Source organism: Bradyrhizobium sp. KBS0727 (assembly GCF_005937885.2).
GTDB lineage: Bacteria > Pseudomonadota > Alphaproteobacteria > Rhizobiales > Xanthobacteraceae > Bradyrhizobium.
Genome location: NZ_CP042176.1, coordinates 6,498,503 through 6,514,129, shown reverse-complemented (window position 1 = coordinate 6,514,129; position 15,627 = coordinate 6,498,503). Strand labels below are relative to the sequence as shown.

Genomic DNA, 15,627 nt, shown 5'->3' with positions numbered 1-15,627 from the left:
ATGAACAGGATCGTCAGGGAACATTATCCCGCATCGAAGCTACCGGAAGATTTACGGGCTGGCGTGGATCCGACGGCGACCGTTACGGTCACGATCGTCGAAGAAGAGGCGAAGCCGCCAAGACAGGTGATGAGCGCCGAAGAGATATGGGCGTTACGGGCGCCGCCTTTCCGGACTGCCCGGGAGATCGACGACGATCTGCGTCGCGATCGAGATGAATGGGATGACTGACCAGCTGCCCGGTCGCAGAATCTATCTGGATTCGAACGCTTTCATTTACGCAATAGAGGGCGCCAGCGAGAGTTCCTCCCAACTCCATTCGCTTTTCGAGGCCCTGAGGCGTCAGGCGGAGCCGGCCTACACCAGTGAATTTACTTTGGCAGAAGTGCTACCAAAGGCGAATGTCATTCAGCGTCGGAGCTACCTGACGTTGATTTTGCACAGTGGCCTTTTCGATTTGCTTCCCGTGACGCGCGGCATATTGATTGAGACAGCCGACTACAGAAGAAATCTCGTGCGGCCGTCTTTCGAAGCGCGGGGATCGATGCCAAAGCTGCCAGATGCGATTCACGTCGTTACCGCGATACAGGCGGGGTGCAACACATTCGTGTCTTCCGATCGGGATCTGAAACTTCCTGTCGGAATGGTTCGCGTCGGACACGAGGACGGTACGCTGCTCAAGCTGGTTCAGGATCTTTCGTAAATGGACGCCATCAACCAGCCCTTGCTCGACGTTCGAGACCTCTCGGTGGCGTTCGGCAATACGCTTGCGGTCGACCAGGTCTCGTTTTCCATCAAGCGCGGCGAGTGCGTGGCGCTGGTCGGCGAATCCGGCTCGGGAAAATCCGTCAGCGCGCTGTCGATCCTGAAACTGCTGCCCTATCCGAGCGCCTCGCACCCCTCGGGCAGCATCCGTTTCCGGGGCCGCGATCTCTTGACGGCGTCCGAGAACGAGATGCGCGAGATCCGCGGCAACGACATCTCGATCATTTTCCAGGAGCCGATGACCTCGCTCAATCCGCTTCACACCATCGAGGCGCAGATCGGCGAGATCCTGTTTCTTCACAACGGTATCCGCGGCGCGATGGCGCGGGCGCGAACGCTTGAACTATTGAATCAGGTCGGCATTCCCGATCCCGAGACCCGGCTGAAGAGCTATCCGCATCAGTTGTCGGGCGGTCAGCGCCAGCGCGTGATGATCGCGATGGCGCTCGCCAACGAACCGGACCTGCTGATTGCGGACGAGCCGACCACCGCGCTCGACGTCACCGTGCAGGCGCAGATCCTGGCGCTGCTCGCCGAAATTCGCGCGCGGCTCGGCATGAGTCTGCTGTTTATCACCCATGATCTCGGCATCGTGCGCCGCATCGCCGACGTCGTCTGCGTCATGAATTCGGGCAAGATCGTCGAGCAGGGGCCGGTCGAGCAGGTCTTTACTGCGCCGAAACATGCCTATACCCGCGCGCTGCTGGCTGCCGAGCCAAAGCCCGATCCGGCGCCGCCGAGGCCGGAATCGCCGGTCGTGATGTCGGCCGAAAATTTGAAGGTCTGGTTTCCGATCAAGCGGGGCCTGCTGCGCTCGACCGTCGGGCACATCAAGGCGGTCGACGGTGTGAGTCTCGCGGTACGCAAGGGCGAGACGCTCGGCGTCGTCGGCGAATCCGGTTCGGGCAAGACCACGTTGGGACTTGCGTTGCTGCGCCTGATTTCCTCCGACGGGCCGATCGTGTTTCTCGGCAACAACATTCAGGGGCTGCGCTTCAAGGCGATGCTGCCGTATCGGCGCGACATGCAGATCGTGTTTCAGGATCCGTTCGGCGCGTTGAGCCCGCGGATGTCGGTCGGCGATATCGTCGCCGAGGGCTTGAGCGTGCATCAGCCCTCGCTGTCGTACGAGGAGCGCGAGACGCGCGTCATCAAGGCGCTGGAGGATGTCGGGCTCAACCCGGAATGGCGCTTCCGCTATCCGCATGAATTTTCCGGCGGCCAGCGCCAGCGCATTTCGATCGCGCGTGCGGTGGTGCTGGAGCCGAACTTCGTCGTGCTGGACGAGCCGACCAGCGCGCTCGACATGCTGCTTCAGGCCCAGATGGTCGATCTGTTGCGCGAACTGCAGCGCAAGCGCGACCTGACCTACATGTTCATCTCGCACGATTTGCGCGTGGTGGCATCTCTGGCCAGCCATCTGATCGTGATGCGCCTCGGCAAGGTGGTCGAGGAAGGCCGGGCGGCGGAACTGTTCAAGAATCCGAAGAGCGACTACACCCGCGCGCTGTTTGCCGCGGCGTTCCGGATCGAAGCCGTTCCGAGTGGGGCGGCCGGGGTCTAGAGCCGCTTGATCGCCGTGACCTCGCTGCCGGCGGCCTTGATGCGCGCGATGGCTTCGCGCGTGTTCTCGATCACCGTTGCCATGTGATGCGCATTGGCGTGCACGATGGTCTCGCTATCCCTGACGATCGCGACATGTCCCTTCCAGAAGATCAGGTCGCCGCGTTGCAGTTTGTGCATTTCGGCCGCGTTCAACGTCCGGCCGAGGCCGTCCCGCTGCATGTCGCTGTCGCGCGGGCAGCCGGTGCCGGCGGCGTTGAGTGACACCTGGACCAGGCCGGAGCAATCGATGCCGAGGCTGGTCTTGCCGCCCCACAGATAGGGCGTGCCGACAAATCGTTCGGCGACCGCGACGAAATCGTCTTCGAGCGCGTCGAGCGGACCGAGATGCCGCCGCGGCAGATACCAGCCGTCGGGGGTGACGGCGAAGGCGCCGTCGTCGCGGCTCACGGTCACTCTCGCGCCCAACGACAGCGTCTCGACCGGCGGCAATTTGATCGAGGGACCCGGAAACGCGAAGGTGCGCAACGCCGTCACCTTGTGCGTTGGCGAGGCGGCGATCTTTGCCAGCGCGGCATCGGCCATCCAGCCGACATAACCGTCGCTGTTGAGTTGACCCCAGGCAAAACCTTCGCCGTTGCGGTCGTAAACCGTGACGCGTTCGCCCTTCAGCGCCTGCGTCGCCAGCTCGGCGTCGGCGAAGGGGCCTGAGCGCAGCGGCGCAATCGCCTCGGCGACTTCGAACACCTCACCTTCGACAAAGCGCGCGGCCTTGACCTTGCCTTCGAGATATTTGGCGGCGACCTCGGGTCGCGCCGGCGTCAGGCGCGGGTCATCCATAGCGTTGGCTCAACAGTTTGTAGATTGCACGCGCCGCCTGGCATTCGCCGCCCTCGGGGCGCGCGGGTTTGGCGGAAGGCGTCCAGCCGTAAATATCGACATGCAACCAGCTTTTCGCGTCGGTCACGAAGCGCTGCAGGAACAGCGCGCAGGTGATCGAGCCGGCAAATCCGCCCGACGGTGCGTTGTTGATGTCGGCGACCTTCGAATCCAGCCATGAATCGTAGGCCGGCCACAGCGGCAATCGCCACAACGGATCGTTCTCCCTTTTCGCATGGACCGCGACGTCGCCCGCCAGCGTCTCATCATTGGTGTAAAAGGGCGGTAAATCAGGCCCCAGCGCCACCCGCGCCGCACCGGTCAGGGTGCCCAGATCGACCAGCAGGTCCGGCTTCTCCTCGTCCGCCAGCGCCAGCGCATCGGCCAATACCAGCCGTCCTTCGGCGTCGGTGTTGCCGATCTCCACCGTCGGGCCCTTGCGCGAGCTGAAGATGTCGAGCGGACGGAAGGCGTTGCCGGCGACCGCGTTCTCGACCGCGGGGATCAGCACCCGCAGCCGGACTTTCAGTTTGGCGTCCATCACCATCTGCGCCAGCGCCAGCACATTGGCGGCGCCGCCCATGTCCTTTTTCATAATCAGCATGCCGCTCGACGGTTTCAGGTCGAGGCCGCCGGTGTCGAAGCAGACGCCCTTGCCGACCAGGGTCACCCTGGGGTGGGCGGGATCGCCCCAACGCATATCGATCAGCCGCGGCGCACGGGTCGAGGCCATGCCGACGGCGTGGATCAGCGGAAAGTTCTGTGCGAGCAGCTGGTCGCCGACGATGCAAGCGAAGCTGGCGCCGAAGCGCTTTGCCAGTACCTCGGCCGCCTGCGCCAGTTGCTCCGGGCCCATGTCGTTCGACGGCGTGTTGATGAGGTCGCGCGCCAGCGATGCGGCTTCCGCCATCCGCACGATATCGGCGACGTCGACGCCGTCGGGCGGGACCAGCCGGACACCGGGCTTTTCGGCTTTGCGATAGCGACCGAAGCGATAGCTGCCGAGCGCGAACGCAAGTGTCGCAAGGCGCACGTCGTGCGGCGCGTTGGCAAAGCGATAGACGCCTGAAGGCAGCAGGCCCGGCAGCGCGCCGGGCCGGAACAGGTCGCGGGAGTTGCTGCCTTCGTCCTCCAGGCCGAAGACGACCTGCGCGATCTGCCCGTCGGGCGCGGGCAGGATCAGGCACTTGCCGGGTTTGGCGGTGAAGTCGTTGGCTGCGGCAAATTGCCGGGACGGTTCGGGAAGGCCCTTGGCGATGGCGGGCCATGTCGTCTTGGTGGCGAACGTAATCGGAATGGCGGGGGCGGTCGGCGCGGTCTCGAACAGGGAATGCATGCTGGTCTCGTAAAGCGGGGCGGGCGGGCGTGCCGCGGTTTGCATAGCACGGCCAATTAACCAGCCGTTAGGGTTAACAGTCTATTGCTGTCGCGTTCGGCTCCGTTCGCCCGATACCCCGCGAGTTGAAGTACCATGCGTCGACAGTCCAGCCATGCCGGGTATCTTGCCCGGCTTCTCGCATCCGCGGCCGTGAGCGCGGCTCTGGCCGCAAGCCTTGGCGGCTGCCAGACCATGTCCGATGTGACGGGCGCGATTACGTCGCCGAAGACAGCCGCCGTCCCCGATGATCCGCGGCAAGCGGTTGACGTCTACGGCGAGCGCTATCGTGCCAATCCCAAGGATGCCGAAGCGGCGCTGGCCTACGGCCAGGCGCTTCGCGCCACCGGGCAGCGCGCGCAGGCCGCCGCCGTGCTCGAACAGGCCACCATCGCCAATCCCGGCAACAAGGCGCTGCTCGCCGGCTACGGCCGCGCGCTGGCCGACAACGGCAATTCGCAGGCCGCCTTCGATGTGCTGAGCCGCGCCCATTCGCCCGCCAATCCCGACTGGCGCATTCTCTCGGTGCAGGGCACGACGCTCGACAAGATGGGCAAGCACGATGAAGCCCGTCGCTATTACGACTCCGCGCTGAAGATCGTGCCGGACGAACCGTCGGTGCTGTCCAATCTCGGCCTCTCCTACATGCTGACGCGGGAATTGCCGCAAGCCGAGGAAACGCTGCGGCGCGCCTACGGCAATCCGCGTGCCGACGGCCGGGTGCGCCAGAACCTCGCTCTGGTGGTCGGCCTGCAGGGCCGTTTCGCGGAAGCCGAGACCATCGCCAAGGGCGATCTGCCGGCCGACGAGGCGACGGCGAACGTGACTTACCTGCGGGAGATGCTGAGCCGCAAGGACCCGCGCGGCGGCAAGACCGTGCCGGTTGCCGCCCTCAACCGGCCCGACTGACAGAATTCAACCCTGATCGTTGCAAGACACGGCCGTTGCAAGACAAGGCCGTTGAAAAACAGCGCCTTGGAAACACAGGCCGTGGAAGCACAGCGCCTTGGAACAGACAAAGCCTTGGCGCGGCCTCTGCCGCGCCGGCCGTCTTACGGCATCGCCGAGATCTTGATGTAGGTCGGCCCGAGAATGACGATGAACAGGCAGGGCAGGAAGAACAGGATCATCGGCACCGTGAGTTTCGGCGGCAATGCCGCGGCCTTCTTCTCGGCCTCGTTCATCCGCATGTCGCGGTTTTCCTGCGCCATCACCCGCAGGCTCTGGCCGAGCGGCGTACCGTAGCGTTCCGACTGCATCAGGGACAGACAGACCGATTTCACGCCTTCGAGACCGGTGCGCTTGGCGAGATTTTCATACGCCACCTTGCGGTCCTGCAGATAGGACAGTTCGGCCGTGGTCAGCGCGAACTCTTCCGACAGCGCCACCGATTGCGAGACGATTTCGGTGGCGACCTTGCGGAACGCGACTTCGACCGACATGCCGGACTCGATGCAGATCAGCAGCAGGTCGAGCGCGTCGGGAAAGGCACGCTTGATCGAGAGCTGGCGCTTGCTGATCGCGTTTTTCAGGAACAGCATCGGCGCCTGCAATCCGGCATAGGCGGCGGCGACGCAGATGCCGAGCTTGACCGACATCGCCTTTTCCATGTGCGTGATCACGAACACGTAGAGCACGGCGCCGAGAAACAGCGCGATCGGCGTCACCGCGCGGGCGAACAGGAAGGTGATGTAGGGCGCCTGGCCGCGATAGCCGGCCATGATCAGCTTGTCGCGGGCGGCTTCCTGCGCCAGCCACTTGCCGAGGTTGAAGTCTTCCACCACCTTGGAAACGAGCTGCTTCGGGGTCTGCCGCAGCGACACCTTTTCCGACTTGTTGAGCCGCTCGCGCTCGCGCTGGCGGAGCCGCTCGCGCTCGCTGGCGACCGCCTTCATCCGCTTGGCGAGGCCTTCGCCGGCAAACAGCGGCATGATCAGGGTGTAGGCGGTGGCGCTCGCGGCGATGGCTGCAAGCAGCATGGTCATGAACCGGGCGTCATGAAGCTTTTCGATCATAAACTGAATCATACTGCACCGTCAGAAGTCGAAGTTGATCATTTTCTTCATTACGAGCACGCCGCAGGTCATCCAGCCGACGCAGCACACCAGCATGAACTGGCCGACTGGCGTGGTCCAAAGCAGCGAGATGTAGTCGGGCGTCGAAATCCAGACCAGCAGCATCACGATCGGCGGCAACGAGCCGATGATGCCCGCCGAGGCCTTGGCTTCCATCGACATCGCCTGAATCTTTTCCGCCATCTTCTTGCGGTCGCGCAGCACCTTGGAGAGGTTGCCGAGCGCTTCCGACAGATTGCCGCCGGACTTCTGCTGGATCGCGATCACGATGCCGAAGAAGTTCGCCTCCGGCACCGGCATCCGCTCGAACAGGCGCGCGCAGGCGTCGCCCAATGGCATGCCGATGGTCTGGGTTTCGATGATGGCGAGGAACTCGCTCTTCAGCGGTTCCGGCGCGTCGGCCGCGACCACCTTGATCGAGTCGAACAGCGGCAGACCGGCCTTGATGCCGCGCACGATGACGTCGACGGCATCCGGCAGCGCCTTCAGGAACGCCTTCTCGCGGCGGGTCTTGAGGTAGCCCAGCATCCAGCGCGGCAGGCCGAAGCCCGCGGCGAACGCCATGCCGAGGCCGCCCAGCAGTCCGCCGCCGGCTGCGAACGCAACGACGAAGAAGACCGCGGCGCAGACGCCGGACGCCATCCAGAACTTCTGCGGCGTCCAGGTCCCGAGGCCGGCCTGCGCCAGCCGCATGGTCAACGGGACGGATTTTTCCTTCTGGCGGCGCGCTTCGAGTTCCTTCAGCGACCCCTCGACCTGCTCGCGGCGCGAGCGCTGGCTCTTGTCGACCTGACGCGCCGCGGGTTCGGTCCGCGCGATCGAGGCGCGGCGGGACTCGGCCTTCTTCTCTCCCGACAGCGACGGATAGATAAAGACCCATGCCAGGCCGCCGATGGCGGTGAAGGCGAGAAAGGCCAGTGCGAGCGTTTGAATGTTCATTGCCCGCTCCGTTACTTGTGCTCGGCGACTTCGGCGGCGTCGAGTGCGGCCGCGAGCCGCTTCTCCTCGCCGTAATATCGCGCGCGTTCCCAGAAGCGCGGCCGGCCAATGCCGGTCGAGCGGTGCCGTCCGATGATCTTGCCGTTGGCGTCTTCGCCGATCAGCTCGTACACGAACAGATCCTGGGTGATGATGGTGTCGCCTTCCATGCCCATCACCTCGGTGATGTGGGTGATGCGGCGCGAGCCGTCGCGCAGGCGCGCGGCCTGCACGATGACGTCGATCGAGGCGCAGATCATCTCGCGAATGGTGCGCGAGGGCAGCGAGAAGCCGCCCATCGTGATCATCGATTCGCAGCGCGACATCGCTTCGCGGGGATTGTTGGCATGCAGCGTGCCCATCGAGCCGTCATGGCCGGTGTTCATGGCCTGCAGCAGATCGAATGCCTCGGGTCCGCGGACTTCGCCGACGATGATGCGTTCAGGGCGCATACGCAAGCAGTTGCGGACCAGTTCGCGCATCGTGACCTGGCCTTCGCCCTCGATGTTGGGCGGCCGGGTTTCCAGCCGCACCACATGGGGCTGCTGCAGCTGCAGTTCGGCGGCGTCTTCGCAGGTGATCACGCGTTCGTCGTGTTCGATGAACTGGGTCAGGCAGTTCAGCAGCGTGGTTTTGCCGGAACCGGTACCGCCTGAGATCAGCACGTTGCAGCGGACGCGGCCGATGATCTGGAGGATCTCCGCGCCTTCCGGCGAGATCGCGCCGAACTTGACCAGCTGATCGAGGGTCAGCTTGTCCTTCTTGAATTTTCGAATGGTGAGCGCAGGGCCGTCGATCGCCAGCGGCGGCACGATGGCGTTGACGCGGGAACCGTCGGCGAGGCGGGCGTCGCAGATCGGCGAGGATTCGTCGACGCGCCGGCCGACCTGGCTAACGATGCGCTGGCAGATGTTGAGAAGCTGCTGATTGTCGCGGAAGCGGATGCCGGTCTTCTGGATCTTGCCGTCGACTTCGATGAACACCGTGCCGGCGCCGTTGACCATGATGTCGGCGATGTCGTCGCGCGACAGCAGCGGCTCCAGCGGACCGTAGCCGAGCACGTCGTTGCAGATGTCGTCGAGCAGTTCTTCCTGCTCGGCAATCGACATCACGATGTTCTTGATCGCGATGATTTCGTTGACGATGTCGCGGATTTCCTCGCGCGCGGACTCACCGTCGAGCTTGGCGAGCTGGGCGAGGTCGATCGCCTCGATCAGGGCGCCGAAAATCGTCGCCTTGACCTGGTAGTAATTGTCGGAGCGCCGCGCCTCGATGGTGGGGGCGGGCGGCGGCGGTTTCATCGGCGCAATCGGCGGTGAGGCAACGGCTGGCGCTGCTACTTCACGCGAAACGGCTGCGGCGCTGGAAACCGGTTCCGGCGCCTGAAAAGCGGGCTTCGGCGCCCGAGTATCGCTATCATTTCCGCTACGCTTACCGAACACGATGGTACTCCAGGCGGGCTACTTGGCCCGCAACTTCTCGATCAAAGGTGCAAGGAATGACCCCTTGGGCTTCTTGGTCTCGCCGCGGCCGGTGAGCCGCTGCGCTATCTCCAGGAACATCTCGGTGGTGCGATGATTGGCGGAGATTTCCGCGATCATCTGACCGTTATTGGCGGCCGAGCCGAAGATCTGTGGCTCGAACGGGATCGTCGCGATCGGCTGGCTCTCGATCGCCTTGGCGAACTCGCTGGTCGGAATCTCCGGACGCTTCGGGATACCGACCTGGTTGAGGCAATACAGTGGCGCGCGGTCGTTCGGCCGTTGTGCCTTCAGCAGGTCAACGATGTTCTTGGTGTTGCGCAGATTGGCGAGGTCGGGCGCCGCGACGATCAGGATGTCGTCGGCCGCGATCAGCGCGCGCTTGGCCCATCCCGTCCATTGATGCGGAACGTCGAGCACGATGCAGGGCATCGTGGTGCGCAGCGTGTCGAAGATGGAATCGAAGGCGTCGGCCCCGAAATCGTAGACCCGGTCGAGCGTCGCCGGCGCCGCCAGCAGGCTGAGGTGGTCGGTGCACTTCGACAGGAGGCGGTCGATGAAGGCGGTATCGACCCGGTCGGGCGAGAATACCGCGTCGGCGATGCCCTGCGGCGGATCCTGGTTGTAGTCGAGGCCGGCGGTGCCGAAGGCGAGGTCGAGATCGGCGACCACCGAATCCAGCGCGAGATCGCGCGCGATCGCCCAGGCGACGTTGTGGGCGACGGTGGAAGCGCCGACGCCGCCCTTGGCTCCGACCACGGCGATGATACGTCCGACCGCCTTGGCCTCCGGAGCCGAGAACAGGTTGCAGACCGACCGCACGACGTCGATGGCGGTGACCGGGGCGATCACGTAGTCGCTGACGCCGCGGCGCACCAGTTCGCGATAGAGCGTGACGTCGTTGATCTTGCCGATCACGATCACGCGGGTTCCGGCGTCGCACACGGTGGCGAGCTGGTCGAGGCCGGTGAGGATGTCGTGGCGGCCTTCGGTCTCCAGGATGATCACGTTCGGGGTCGGCGCCGAACGATACGCCTCGATGGCGGCGGCCATGCCGCCCATCTGGATCTTGAGATGCGCCTTGCCGAGACGACGGTCTTCACCCGCCGACTGCACGGCAGCCGCGGTTTCAACCGTCTCGCAGAAGGCCTGCACCGATACCCGCGGCGCCGGCGCAATATGATCGTCCGCCGACGGCGAGGCCTCCGGCTGCTGTTCTGGGTTCTGGCGCGCGTAGCTGATCATTTGCCGGTATCGCTGAGTTTGGCCCTGTCGGCCTCGGGATAGGCGGTCGTGGTGGACGTGCCTTTTTTGTACTTCTCGAAGGCAGCATTACGCCGCGGCCAGTAAGGGGGGGTCTCGGGACGCGGCTGGACCAGGTCGGATGGATTGTCGACCATCGACGCCAGGTTGCGCTGGTTGGCGCAGCCGAAATTGTAATAGGACTTGTTGTCGTAGTAGCCCTTGTTGTTGATCGAGGGGCCGATGTCCTCGGGCCAGAGGCCGCAGGGACCGGCCACCGCCGAGATCTTCGGATAATTCAGTCGGATCGCCGCCATGTGTCGGGGATCTTCCGGATGGTACTGGCGGACATTGATCGCCCGCGGCGGGATGCCGGCGGCGGCGAAGGTCGCCTGGATCTCGCGCAGCGAATCTTGGGCGGCGCGGGCATTCGGGGTATCGACGGGCATGTCGATGCTGATGGCGCCGGTGCCTTCCTGAAGCCAGAGCTGGGCCAGGCCCATCACGTCGGTGCGCTGGGCGGCGGAAATGCCGCCGCGGCCGCGGCCGACGAACACGATGATCGAGCGATCGGCCTCCTGGACCGCGATCGGATGGCGGAGGCGATAATCGTCGGGCACGCTCGCCGTCGTCACCACCTCATTGGTGTGCTGGCAGGCGCCGAGTGCCACGGAAACGCCGATCAGCGCTCCCGCAACAAGGAACGCGCGCTTGCGATCGGCGAGTGTTCTGGATGTCATCTGTCGTGTCATCGTCCCGCCTCAGTCCGTAATAAAGCCGTAGCTGCCGCGATAATTCCGTGCCGGCTCGACGCGGCCCGGAACGCCGTAGATGCGATTGATGCTGCCGAGCAGATCGGCCTGCGGGTCCGACGCGGCCGCAAAGCCGTCATCCGGGCGCGACAGGTCCTTCTGCGCGACCGCGCGGACGATATAGGGCGTCACCAGCACCATCAGCTCGGTCTGGTTGTTGACGAAGTCGCGGCTGCGGAACAGCGTACCCAGCACCGGGATTTGCGCCAGGCCGGGCAAGCCGTTGATCGCCTGCTTGGTCTGCTGCTGGATCAGGCCGGCCATCGCCATTGCGCCGCCGGAGGGAATTTCGAGGGTCGTTTCCGCGCGGCGGGTCTTGATCGAGGGGATCGTCGTCCCGCCCTGGCCGCCGGTCAGCGCGTTCTCGGTCGAGACCTCCGACACTTCCGTCATCACCCGCAGGCTGATGCGTCCCTCGGACAGCACGACCGGCGTGAAGTTGAGCGAGATGCCGAATTTCTTGAAGCTGACGGTTTGGACGCACTGCCCGATCGCGCCGGCTGTGGTGGTCTGGCAGGTTACGCCGGTCGGTATCGGAAACTCACCACCCGAGATGAAGGTCGCCGATTCGCCGGAGATCGCCGTCAGGTTCGGCTCCGCAAGCGTCCGCACGACGCCTGCGCTTTCCATCGCGCGCAGCGTCGCCGTGACCGACGGTGTCGACCCGAACGAGGTGGCGATGGCGTTGGTGGGCACCAGCGGGCCGCTGTTGGCCGTGAACGGGTTGGCGTTGTTGAATTTGACGACCGCCGTGCCGTAGGTGAGGTTGGCGGAAAGGTCGATGCCCAGCTGCTTGATGATCGAGCGCTGGACCTCGGCAACCGTGACCTTCAGCATCACCTGGTCGCGGCCGCGGACCGCGATCGAATTCACGACCTTGTCCACGCCGCCGGCGAGGCGGGCGGCGAGATCGTTGGCCTGCTGGGCGTCGATCGGGTTCGCTGCCGTACCTGACAGCATGACGCCGTCGCCCACGCCCTCGATCCGGATGTCGGAGTTCGGCAGCGCCTGCTTCAGGGCCGCACGCACGCCGTTGAGGTCGCGGGTGACCGCGATGTCATAGGCCGCGATCTGCTGGCCGGCGGAATCGAAGAACACGATGTTGGTCTGGCCGACCGCGGCGCCGATGATATAGGCGCGCTGGGTGGAGCGGACCACGGCGTTGGCGATCTTCGGATCGGCCACCAGCACGTCCTTGATGTCGCGCGGCAGGTCGATGACGATGGATTTGCCGATACCGAGCGAAAGCGGGCGTGCGTTCATTTGCCCGTCGACGGCGACAGGCGCGACAGGGCGATAGTCGGCGGCCACCACCGGCGTCAGCGCCGGGTTGAGCGTGAGCGCGGCCACGGCCGAAAACGACAGGGCGCGGACGACGAATGTCCGCATCGGCTGATCTCCCCTGCACTTCATATCGTGGGTCCTTTCGGTCACTTCTGCATCAACTGCTGGCTGGCAATGCCGTAACGAACGACATTGACGCCTTCGCCGCGCCTGGATTCGTCAATCTTGATCTCGACCGTCTTGACGTCGACGATGCTGCGCAGCGCCAGCGACAGCGTGCCGCTCTGGCGTGCACGGGCCAGCGTCTCGGCCTGTTCGGGCTTCAGCTCCAGGGTGACCGTCTTGCCGACGAGGGTGTTGGTGCCGTCTTTTTCCTTCGGCGCCTGGTCGATCGCGAGAACGCGGATGTTGGTCAGGATGATTTCCGCACTGACGAGGTCCGGCGCCTTGCTGTCGGGATTCTTCTCGCGCTTGGTAAGCATCACGTCGACATGGTCGTTCGGCAGAATGAAGCCGCCGGCGCCGGTTTCCGGCGAAATTTCGGTCGAAACGGCCCGGAATCCGGTGGGCAGGATCGCGGCCATGAAGCCTGATCCGTCAGCCTTCACCAGTTTCTGCTCCCGGATCGGCTCACCCGCGATGAACGGCGAGCGCGCGATCGAACCGGTGATGTCCTTGACGGCGTCGGCCCGGCTGACCCGGCTGATGAAATTGCCGGCGGACGCGGTCGGCCAGGTCTGCCACTGCAGATCCGCGGCCTTGACCGACTGGCCGAGGCCGATATCGGATTTCGCGACAAGAATATCCACCGTCGGGAGCTGTGCGACCGGCTGGACCGGCGCGTCAGCCTTGTCGGACCCGCTGGCGAGATAGGCGGCGATGCCGCCGGCGCCGATCGCGATGGTCAACACGACAATGCGTGCGGTATTCATACGCTTCACTTTCCACATTACGCCGCGACGCTGCTGCCGCCGTGATGGGAGTTGACCAGCTATTCGTCAAAGCATGGTTAATGAGGCGTGTGTAAATTGCCTTAACGGAGGGTTACCCCGGTCAGCGCATGGCGAGGTGGGCGAGGTCCACCGCTTTGATCCATTCGGTCTCCGGATAGACCATCAGCGCGCCGATCGCGAGCGCGATGCCGTAGGGGATTCCGCTCTGCTTGTCGTGCAGCCGGCTCAGCCAGGCCTGGCCTGCGAGCGGGTAGGGCAGCGGCCATTGCCGGAACTGGAGCAGCAGGATCGTCAGCGCCCCGCCGAACAGCGACGCGTAGACCAGATAGTCGAGCAGATGGTCGAAACCGAGCCAGAGCGCCACGCCGGCCGCCACCTTGGCGTCGCCGCCCCCGACCCAGCCCATCGCGAAGCAGCCGAAGGCCACGACCAGCACGGTCGCGCCGGCGCCGATGTGCAGCAGCATGTCGTGCAGGCCCATGCCGCCCAGCGCCGCAAGCACCAGGAAGCCGGCGACCAGCGCCAGCGATACCCGGTTCGAGATCGTCATCGTGAAGAGGTCGCTTGCGGCCGCGAACGCCATCAGGGCCGGAAACAGCATAAGACGGGCAATATCGAGGATCATGATTTCACACAGCCCGCACTGTCAGCGCCAAATCCAAGCTTTGGTCTCAAGCATCGGCGGAGCCTAGCCGCCAGACATGAACAATCGGAAAACGGCCAGATATCGCAAGGTCGGATCGCCAGGCCAGGTGAGATCCGGCAGACCGGTGTGGAAACCGGTGACCGTTCGGAAACCACCTTCGGAAAATAACAAAGGCCCCGGGCTTGCCGGGGCCTTTGAAGCTGGCTCGACGGTCGCTTACTTCAGCGAGTTCGAGATCGTAACGAAGTTGCTCGACAGCTTGCTGCCGACGCCGTTGACGGCGGTGATGATGGCGATCGCGATGCCGGCGGCAATCAGGCCGTATTCGATGGCGGTAGCGCCGGACTCATCCTTCACGAAACGCGAAACGAGATTCTTCATAAGAGATAACTCCTGTGTACACGTGGCTGGTCGAACTAACATTTGGTCTCGCCGGCGTTCTCAGCACCGTGACCATGGCGTCACCCTAGGGTGCGACAATTTCGACGCAGTTAATTCGATCGTGCAAAAACGCCGGGAACCGGCAGTTCCTAAGCAGAGTAAATGTCGCATTAAGGCGATTCGTAAAATGCGATTACGCGGCCGGTGACCTATATGGTGACCTTATATTGCGCGATATTGCGCGAGGTATCATGCGGCCGCGTGCGTGACGCCGCGCTCGCCTGCCTGCTGGATTCACGGCTCCTTAAGCGCAAACGGATACTCCAGTAGCCTCCGTTCACATGAGGCCGCCATGTCCAATTTGCCCCTCGAAGTTGTTGAGATGATGGGCCAGACGATGGCGAAGGTCGTGCCGGTCACGATAGGGCTGGCGGTGGTGTTTACGCTGCTCTCGCATTTCTGGGCCTGCAATCCCGGACAGCCGTGGTGGCGCAAGCGCGAACTCGTCACCGACCTCTGCTACTGGTTCTTCGTGCCGGTGTTTGGCCGTGTGTTTCGCATCGGGCTAATGGTGCTCGGCGCCGGCATGATCTTCAACATTCATGATTCCGACGGCCTGATCGCGTTCTACGACAACGGCCACGGTCCGCTGTCGGAGCTTCCGCTCTGGGTCCAGGCGCTGCTGTTCCTGGTCGCATCCGACTTCATGCTGTACTGGCTGCATCGCATGTTTCATGGCGGCGGCTTCTGGAAGTATCACGCGATCCATCATTCTTCCGAGGATCTCGAGTGGATTTCCGCGGCGCGCTTTCATCCGGTCAACCTGTTCATCGGAACCATCATGGTCGACGTCATCCTGCTGATGGCGGGCATTTCGCCCAATATCATGCTGTGGGTCGGACCGTTCACGACGTTCCACTCCGCCTTCGTTCACGCCAACCTGAGCTGGACGCTCGGTCCGTTCAAATACGTGCTGGCGACGCCCGTGTTCCATCGCTGGCATCACACCTCGCTCGAAGAGGGCGGTAATACCAATTTCGCCGGGACGTTTCCGGTATGGGACATCCTGTTCGGTACGTTCCGGATGCCGGAAGGCAAGCTGCCTGACAATTACGGTGTCGACGGCGATCAGGCGGTGCCGCACGAGATCGGCGGACAGCTGGTCTATCCGTTTCGGCAGTAATCCCGGGAAG

General features: G+C 64.0%; 16 protein-coding genes. 5 read left to right on the top strand and 11 right to left on the bottom strand.

Annotated elements, in window-relative coordinates:
• Genes FFI89_RS30525 through FFI89_RS30515 form a run of 3 tightly spaced genes read left to right on the top strand, consistent with a single transcriptional unit; the run spans position 1 to position 2,329 of the window.
• Positions 1–231 carry a hypothetical protein gene (locus FFI89_RS30525; RefSeq protein ID WP_138831193.1) on the top strand — a complete coding sequence of 77 codons (231 nt, stop codon included), beginning with the start codon at positions 1–3 and terminating at the stop codon, positions 229–231.
• Complete coding sequence (locus FFI89_RS30520; protein ID WP_168213105.1) at positions 224–703, top strand: type II toxin-antitoxin system VapC family toxin; 480 nt, start codon at positions 224–226, stop codon at positions 701–703. Before FFI89_RS30525 ends, FFI89_RS30520 begins: the two co-directional genes overlap by 8 nt.
• Positions 704–2,329, top strand: a complete 1,626-nt coding sequence (locus FFI89_RS30515) for an ABC transporter ATP-binding protein (protein WP_138831191.1) — start codon at positions 704–706, stop codon at positions 2,327–2,329.
• On the opposite strand, the gene FFI89_RS30510 is transcribed toward FFI89_RS30515, so the two are convergent.
• Together FFI89_RS30510 and FFI89_RS30505 are read right to left on the bottom strand one after the other, a co-directional pair.
• The gene (locus FFI89_RS30510; protein ID WP_138831190.1) at positions 2,326–3,168 is read right to left on the bottom strand and encodes an NlpC/P60 family protein; all 843 of its coding nucleotides are present in this window, start codon (positions 3,166–3,168) and stop codon (positions 2,326–2,328) included. The two genes, FFI89_RS30515 and FFI89_RS30510, sit on opposite strands and share 4 nt — an antisense overlap.
• Complete coding sequence (locus FFI89_RS30505) at positions 3,161–4,543, bottom strand: M17 family metallopeptidase (protein WP_138831189.1); 1,383 nt, start codon at positions 4,541–4,543, stop codon at positions 3,161–3,163. The genes FFI89_RS30510 and FFI89_RS30505 overlap by 8 nt, the downstream gene beginning before the upstream one ends.
• Positions 4,544–4,678: 135 nt before the next feature.
• Between FFI89_RS30505 and FFI89_RS30500 the strand changes: the two genes are divergently transcribed.
• Positions 4,679–5,491 carry a tetratricopeptide repeat protein gene (locus tag FFI89_RS30500; RefSeq protein WP_138831188.1) on the top strand — a complete coding sequence of 271 codons (813 nt, stop codon included), beginning with the start codon at positions 4,679–4,681 and terminating at the stop codon, positions 5,489–5,491.
• Positions 5,492–5,634: 143 nt separating this feature from the next.
• Here FFI89_RS30500 and FFI89_RS30495 read toward each other — a convergent pair whose 3' ends face one another.
• The 9 genes from FFI89_RS30495 to FFI89_RS30455 all read right to left on the bottom strand — a co-directional run bounded on the left by FFI89_RS30495 (position 5,635) and on the right by FFI89_RS30455 (position 14,434).
• Positions 5,635–6,609, bottom strand: coding sequence for a type II secretion system F family protein (locus tag FFI89_RS30495; protein ID WP_138831187.1), 975 nt, complete (start codon positions 6,607–6,609; stop codon positions 5,635–5,637).
• A 9-nt stretch (positions 6,610–6,618) separates the two neighbouring features.
• On the bottom strand, positions 6,619–7,596 hold the full coding sequence (locus tag FFI89_RS30490; protein WP_138831186.1) for a type II secretion system F family protein: 978 nt from the start codon (positions 7,594–7,596) through the stop codon (positions 6,619–6,621).
• Positions 7,597–7,607: 11 nt separating this feature from the next.
• Positions 7,608–9,077 carry a CpaF family protein gene (locus FFI89_RS30485; RefSeq protein ID WP_138831185.1) on the bottom strand — a complete coding sequence of 490 codons (1,470 nt, stop codon included), beginning with the start codon at positions 9,075–9,077 and terminating at the stop codon, positions 7,608–7,610.
• Positions 9,078–9,095: 18 nt separating this feature from the next.
• Positions 9,096–10,361 (bottom strand): AAA family ATPase, encoded by a 1,266-nt coding sequence (locus FFI89_RS30480; RefSeq protein ID WP_138831184.1) that lies wholly within the window; start codon positions 10,359–10,361, stop codon positions 9,096–9,098.
• The gene (locus FFI89_RS30475) at positions 10,358–11,098 is read right to left on the bottom strand and encodes a CpaD family pilus assembly protein (protein WP_138831183.1); all 741 of its coding nucleotides are present in this window, start codon (positions 11,096–11,098) and stop codon (positions 10,358–10,360) included. Before FFI89_RS30475 ends, FFI89_RS30480 begins: the two co-directional genes overlap by 4 nt.
• 21 nt (positions 11,099–11,119) lie before the next feature.
• Positions 11,120–12,583 (bottom strand): type II and III secretion system protein family protein, encoded by a 1,464-nt coding sequence (locus FFI89_RS30470; RefSeq protein ID WP_138831182.1) that lies wholly within the window; start codon positions 12,581–12,583, stop codon positions 11,120–11,122.
• A gap of 17 nt (positions 12,584–12,600) precedes the next feature.
• Positions 12,601–13,386, bottom strand: coding sequence for a Flp pilus assembly protein CpaB (gene cpaB / locus FFI89_RS30465; protein WP_138831181.1), 786 nt, complete (start codon positions 13,384–13,386; stop codon positions 12,601–12,603).
• Positions 13,387–13,507: 121 nt separating this feature from the next.
• Positions 13,508–14,032 (bottom strand): prepilin peptidase, encoded by a 525-nt coding sequence (locus FFI89_RS30460; protein ID WP_138831180.1) that lies wholly within the window; start codon positions 14,030–14,032, stop codon positions 13,508–13,510.
• Positions 14,033–14,269: 237 nt separating this feature from the next.
• Positions 14,270–14,434, bottom strand: a complete 165-nt coding sequence (locus FFI89_RS30455) for a Flp family type IVb pilin (RefSeq protein WP_138831179.1) — start codon at positions 14,432–14,434, stop codon at positions 14,270–14,272.
• Positions 14,435–14,786: 352 nt separating this feature from the next.
• Here FFI89_RS30455 and FFI89_RS30450 point away from each other — a divergent pair, with 352 nt between their 5' ends.
• On the top strand, positions 14,787–15,617 hold the full coding sequence (locus FFI89_RS30450) for a sterol desaturase family protein (RefSeq protein WP_138831178.1): 831 nt from the start codon (positions 14,787–14,789) through the stop codon (positions 15,615–15,617).
• Positions 15,618–15,627: the final 10 nt, after the last annotated feature.

What these genes read in the sequence shown, in the direction of transcription:
- FFI89_RS30525 (WP_138831193.1), top strand. Translation starts at nt 1, where the DNA reads ATGAACAGGATCGTCAGGGAACATTATCCCGCATCGAAGCTACCGGAA.
- FFI89_RS30520 (WP_168213105.1), top strand. Translation starts at nt 224, where the DNA reads ATGACTGACCAGCTGCCCGGTCGCAGAATCTATCTGGATTCGAACGCT.
- FFI89_RS30515 (WP_138831191.1), top strand. Translation starts at nt 704, where the DNA reads ATGGACGCCATCAACCAGCCCTTGCTCGACGTTCGAGACCTCTCGGTG.
- FFI89_RS30510 (WP_138831190.1), bottom strand. Translation starts at nt 3,168, where the DNA reads ATGGATGACCCGCGCCTGACGCCGGCGCGACCCGAGGTCGCCGCCAAA.
- FFI89_RS30505 (WP_138831189.1), bottom strand. Translation starts at nt 4,543, where the DNA reads ATGCATTCCCTGTTCGAGACCGCGCCGACCGCCCCCGCCATTCCGATT.
- FFI89_RS30500 (WP_138831188.1), top strand. Translation starts at nt 4,679, where the DNA reads ATGCGTCGACAGTCCAGCCATGCCGGGTATCTTGCCCGGCTTCTCGCA.
- FFI89_RS30495 (WP_138831187.1), bottom strand. Translation starts at nt 6,609, where the DNA reads ATGATTCAGTTTATGATCGAAAAGCTTCATGACGCCCGGTTCATGACC.
- FFI89_RS30490 (WP_138831186.1), bottom strand. Translation starts at nt 7,596, where the DNA reads ATGAACATTCAAACGCTCGCACTGGCCTTTCTCGCCTTCACCGCCATC.
- FFI89_RS30480 (WP_138831184.1), bottom strand. Translation starts at nt 10,361, where the DNA reads ATGATCAGCTACGCGCGCCAGAACCCAGAACAGCAGCCGGAGGCCTCG.
- FFI89_RS30475 (WP_138831183.1), bottom strand. Translation starts at nt 11,098, where the DNA reads ATGACATCCAGAACACTCGCCGATCGCAAGCGCGCGTTCCTTGTTGCG.
- FFI89_RS30470 (WP_138831182.1), bottom strand. Translation starts at nt 12,583, where the DNA reads ATGAAGTGCAGGGGAGATCAGCCGATGCGGACATTCGTCGTCCGCGCC.
- cpaB (WP_138831181.1), bottom strand. Translation starts at nt 13,386, where the DNA reads ATGAATACCGCACGCATTGTCGTGTTGACCATCGCGATCGGCGCCGGC.
- FFI89_RS30460 (WP_138831180.1), bottom strand. Translation starts at nt 14,032, where the DNA reads ATGATCCTCGATATTGCCCGTCTTATGCTGTTTCCGGCCCTGATGGCG.
- FFI89_RS30455 (WP_138831179.1), bottom strand. Translation starts at nt 14,434, where the DNA reads ATGAAGAATCTCGTTTCGCGTTTCGTGAAGGATGAGTCCGGCGCTACC.
- FFI89_RS30450 (WP_138831178.1), top strand. Translation starts at nt 14,787, where the DNA reads ATGTCCAATTTGCCCCTCGAAGTTGTTGAGATGATGGGCCAGACGATG.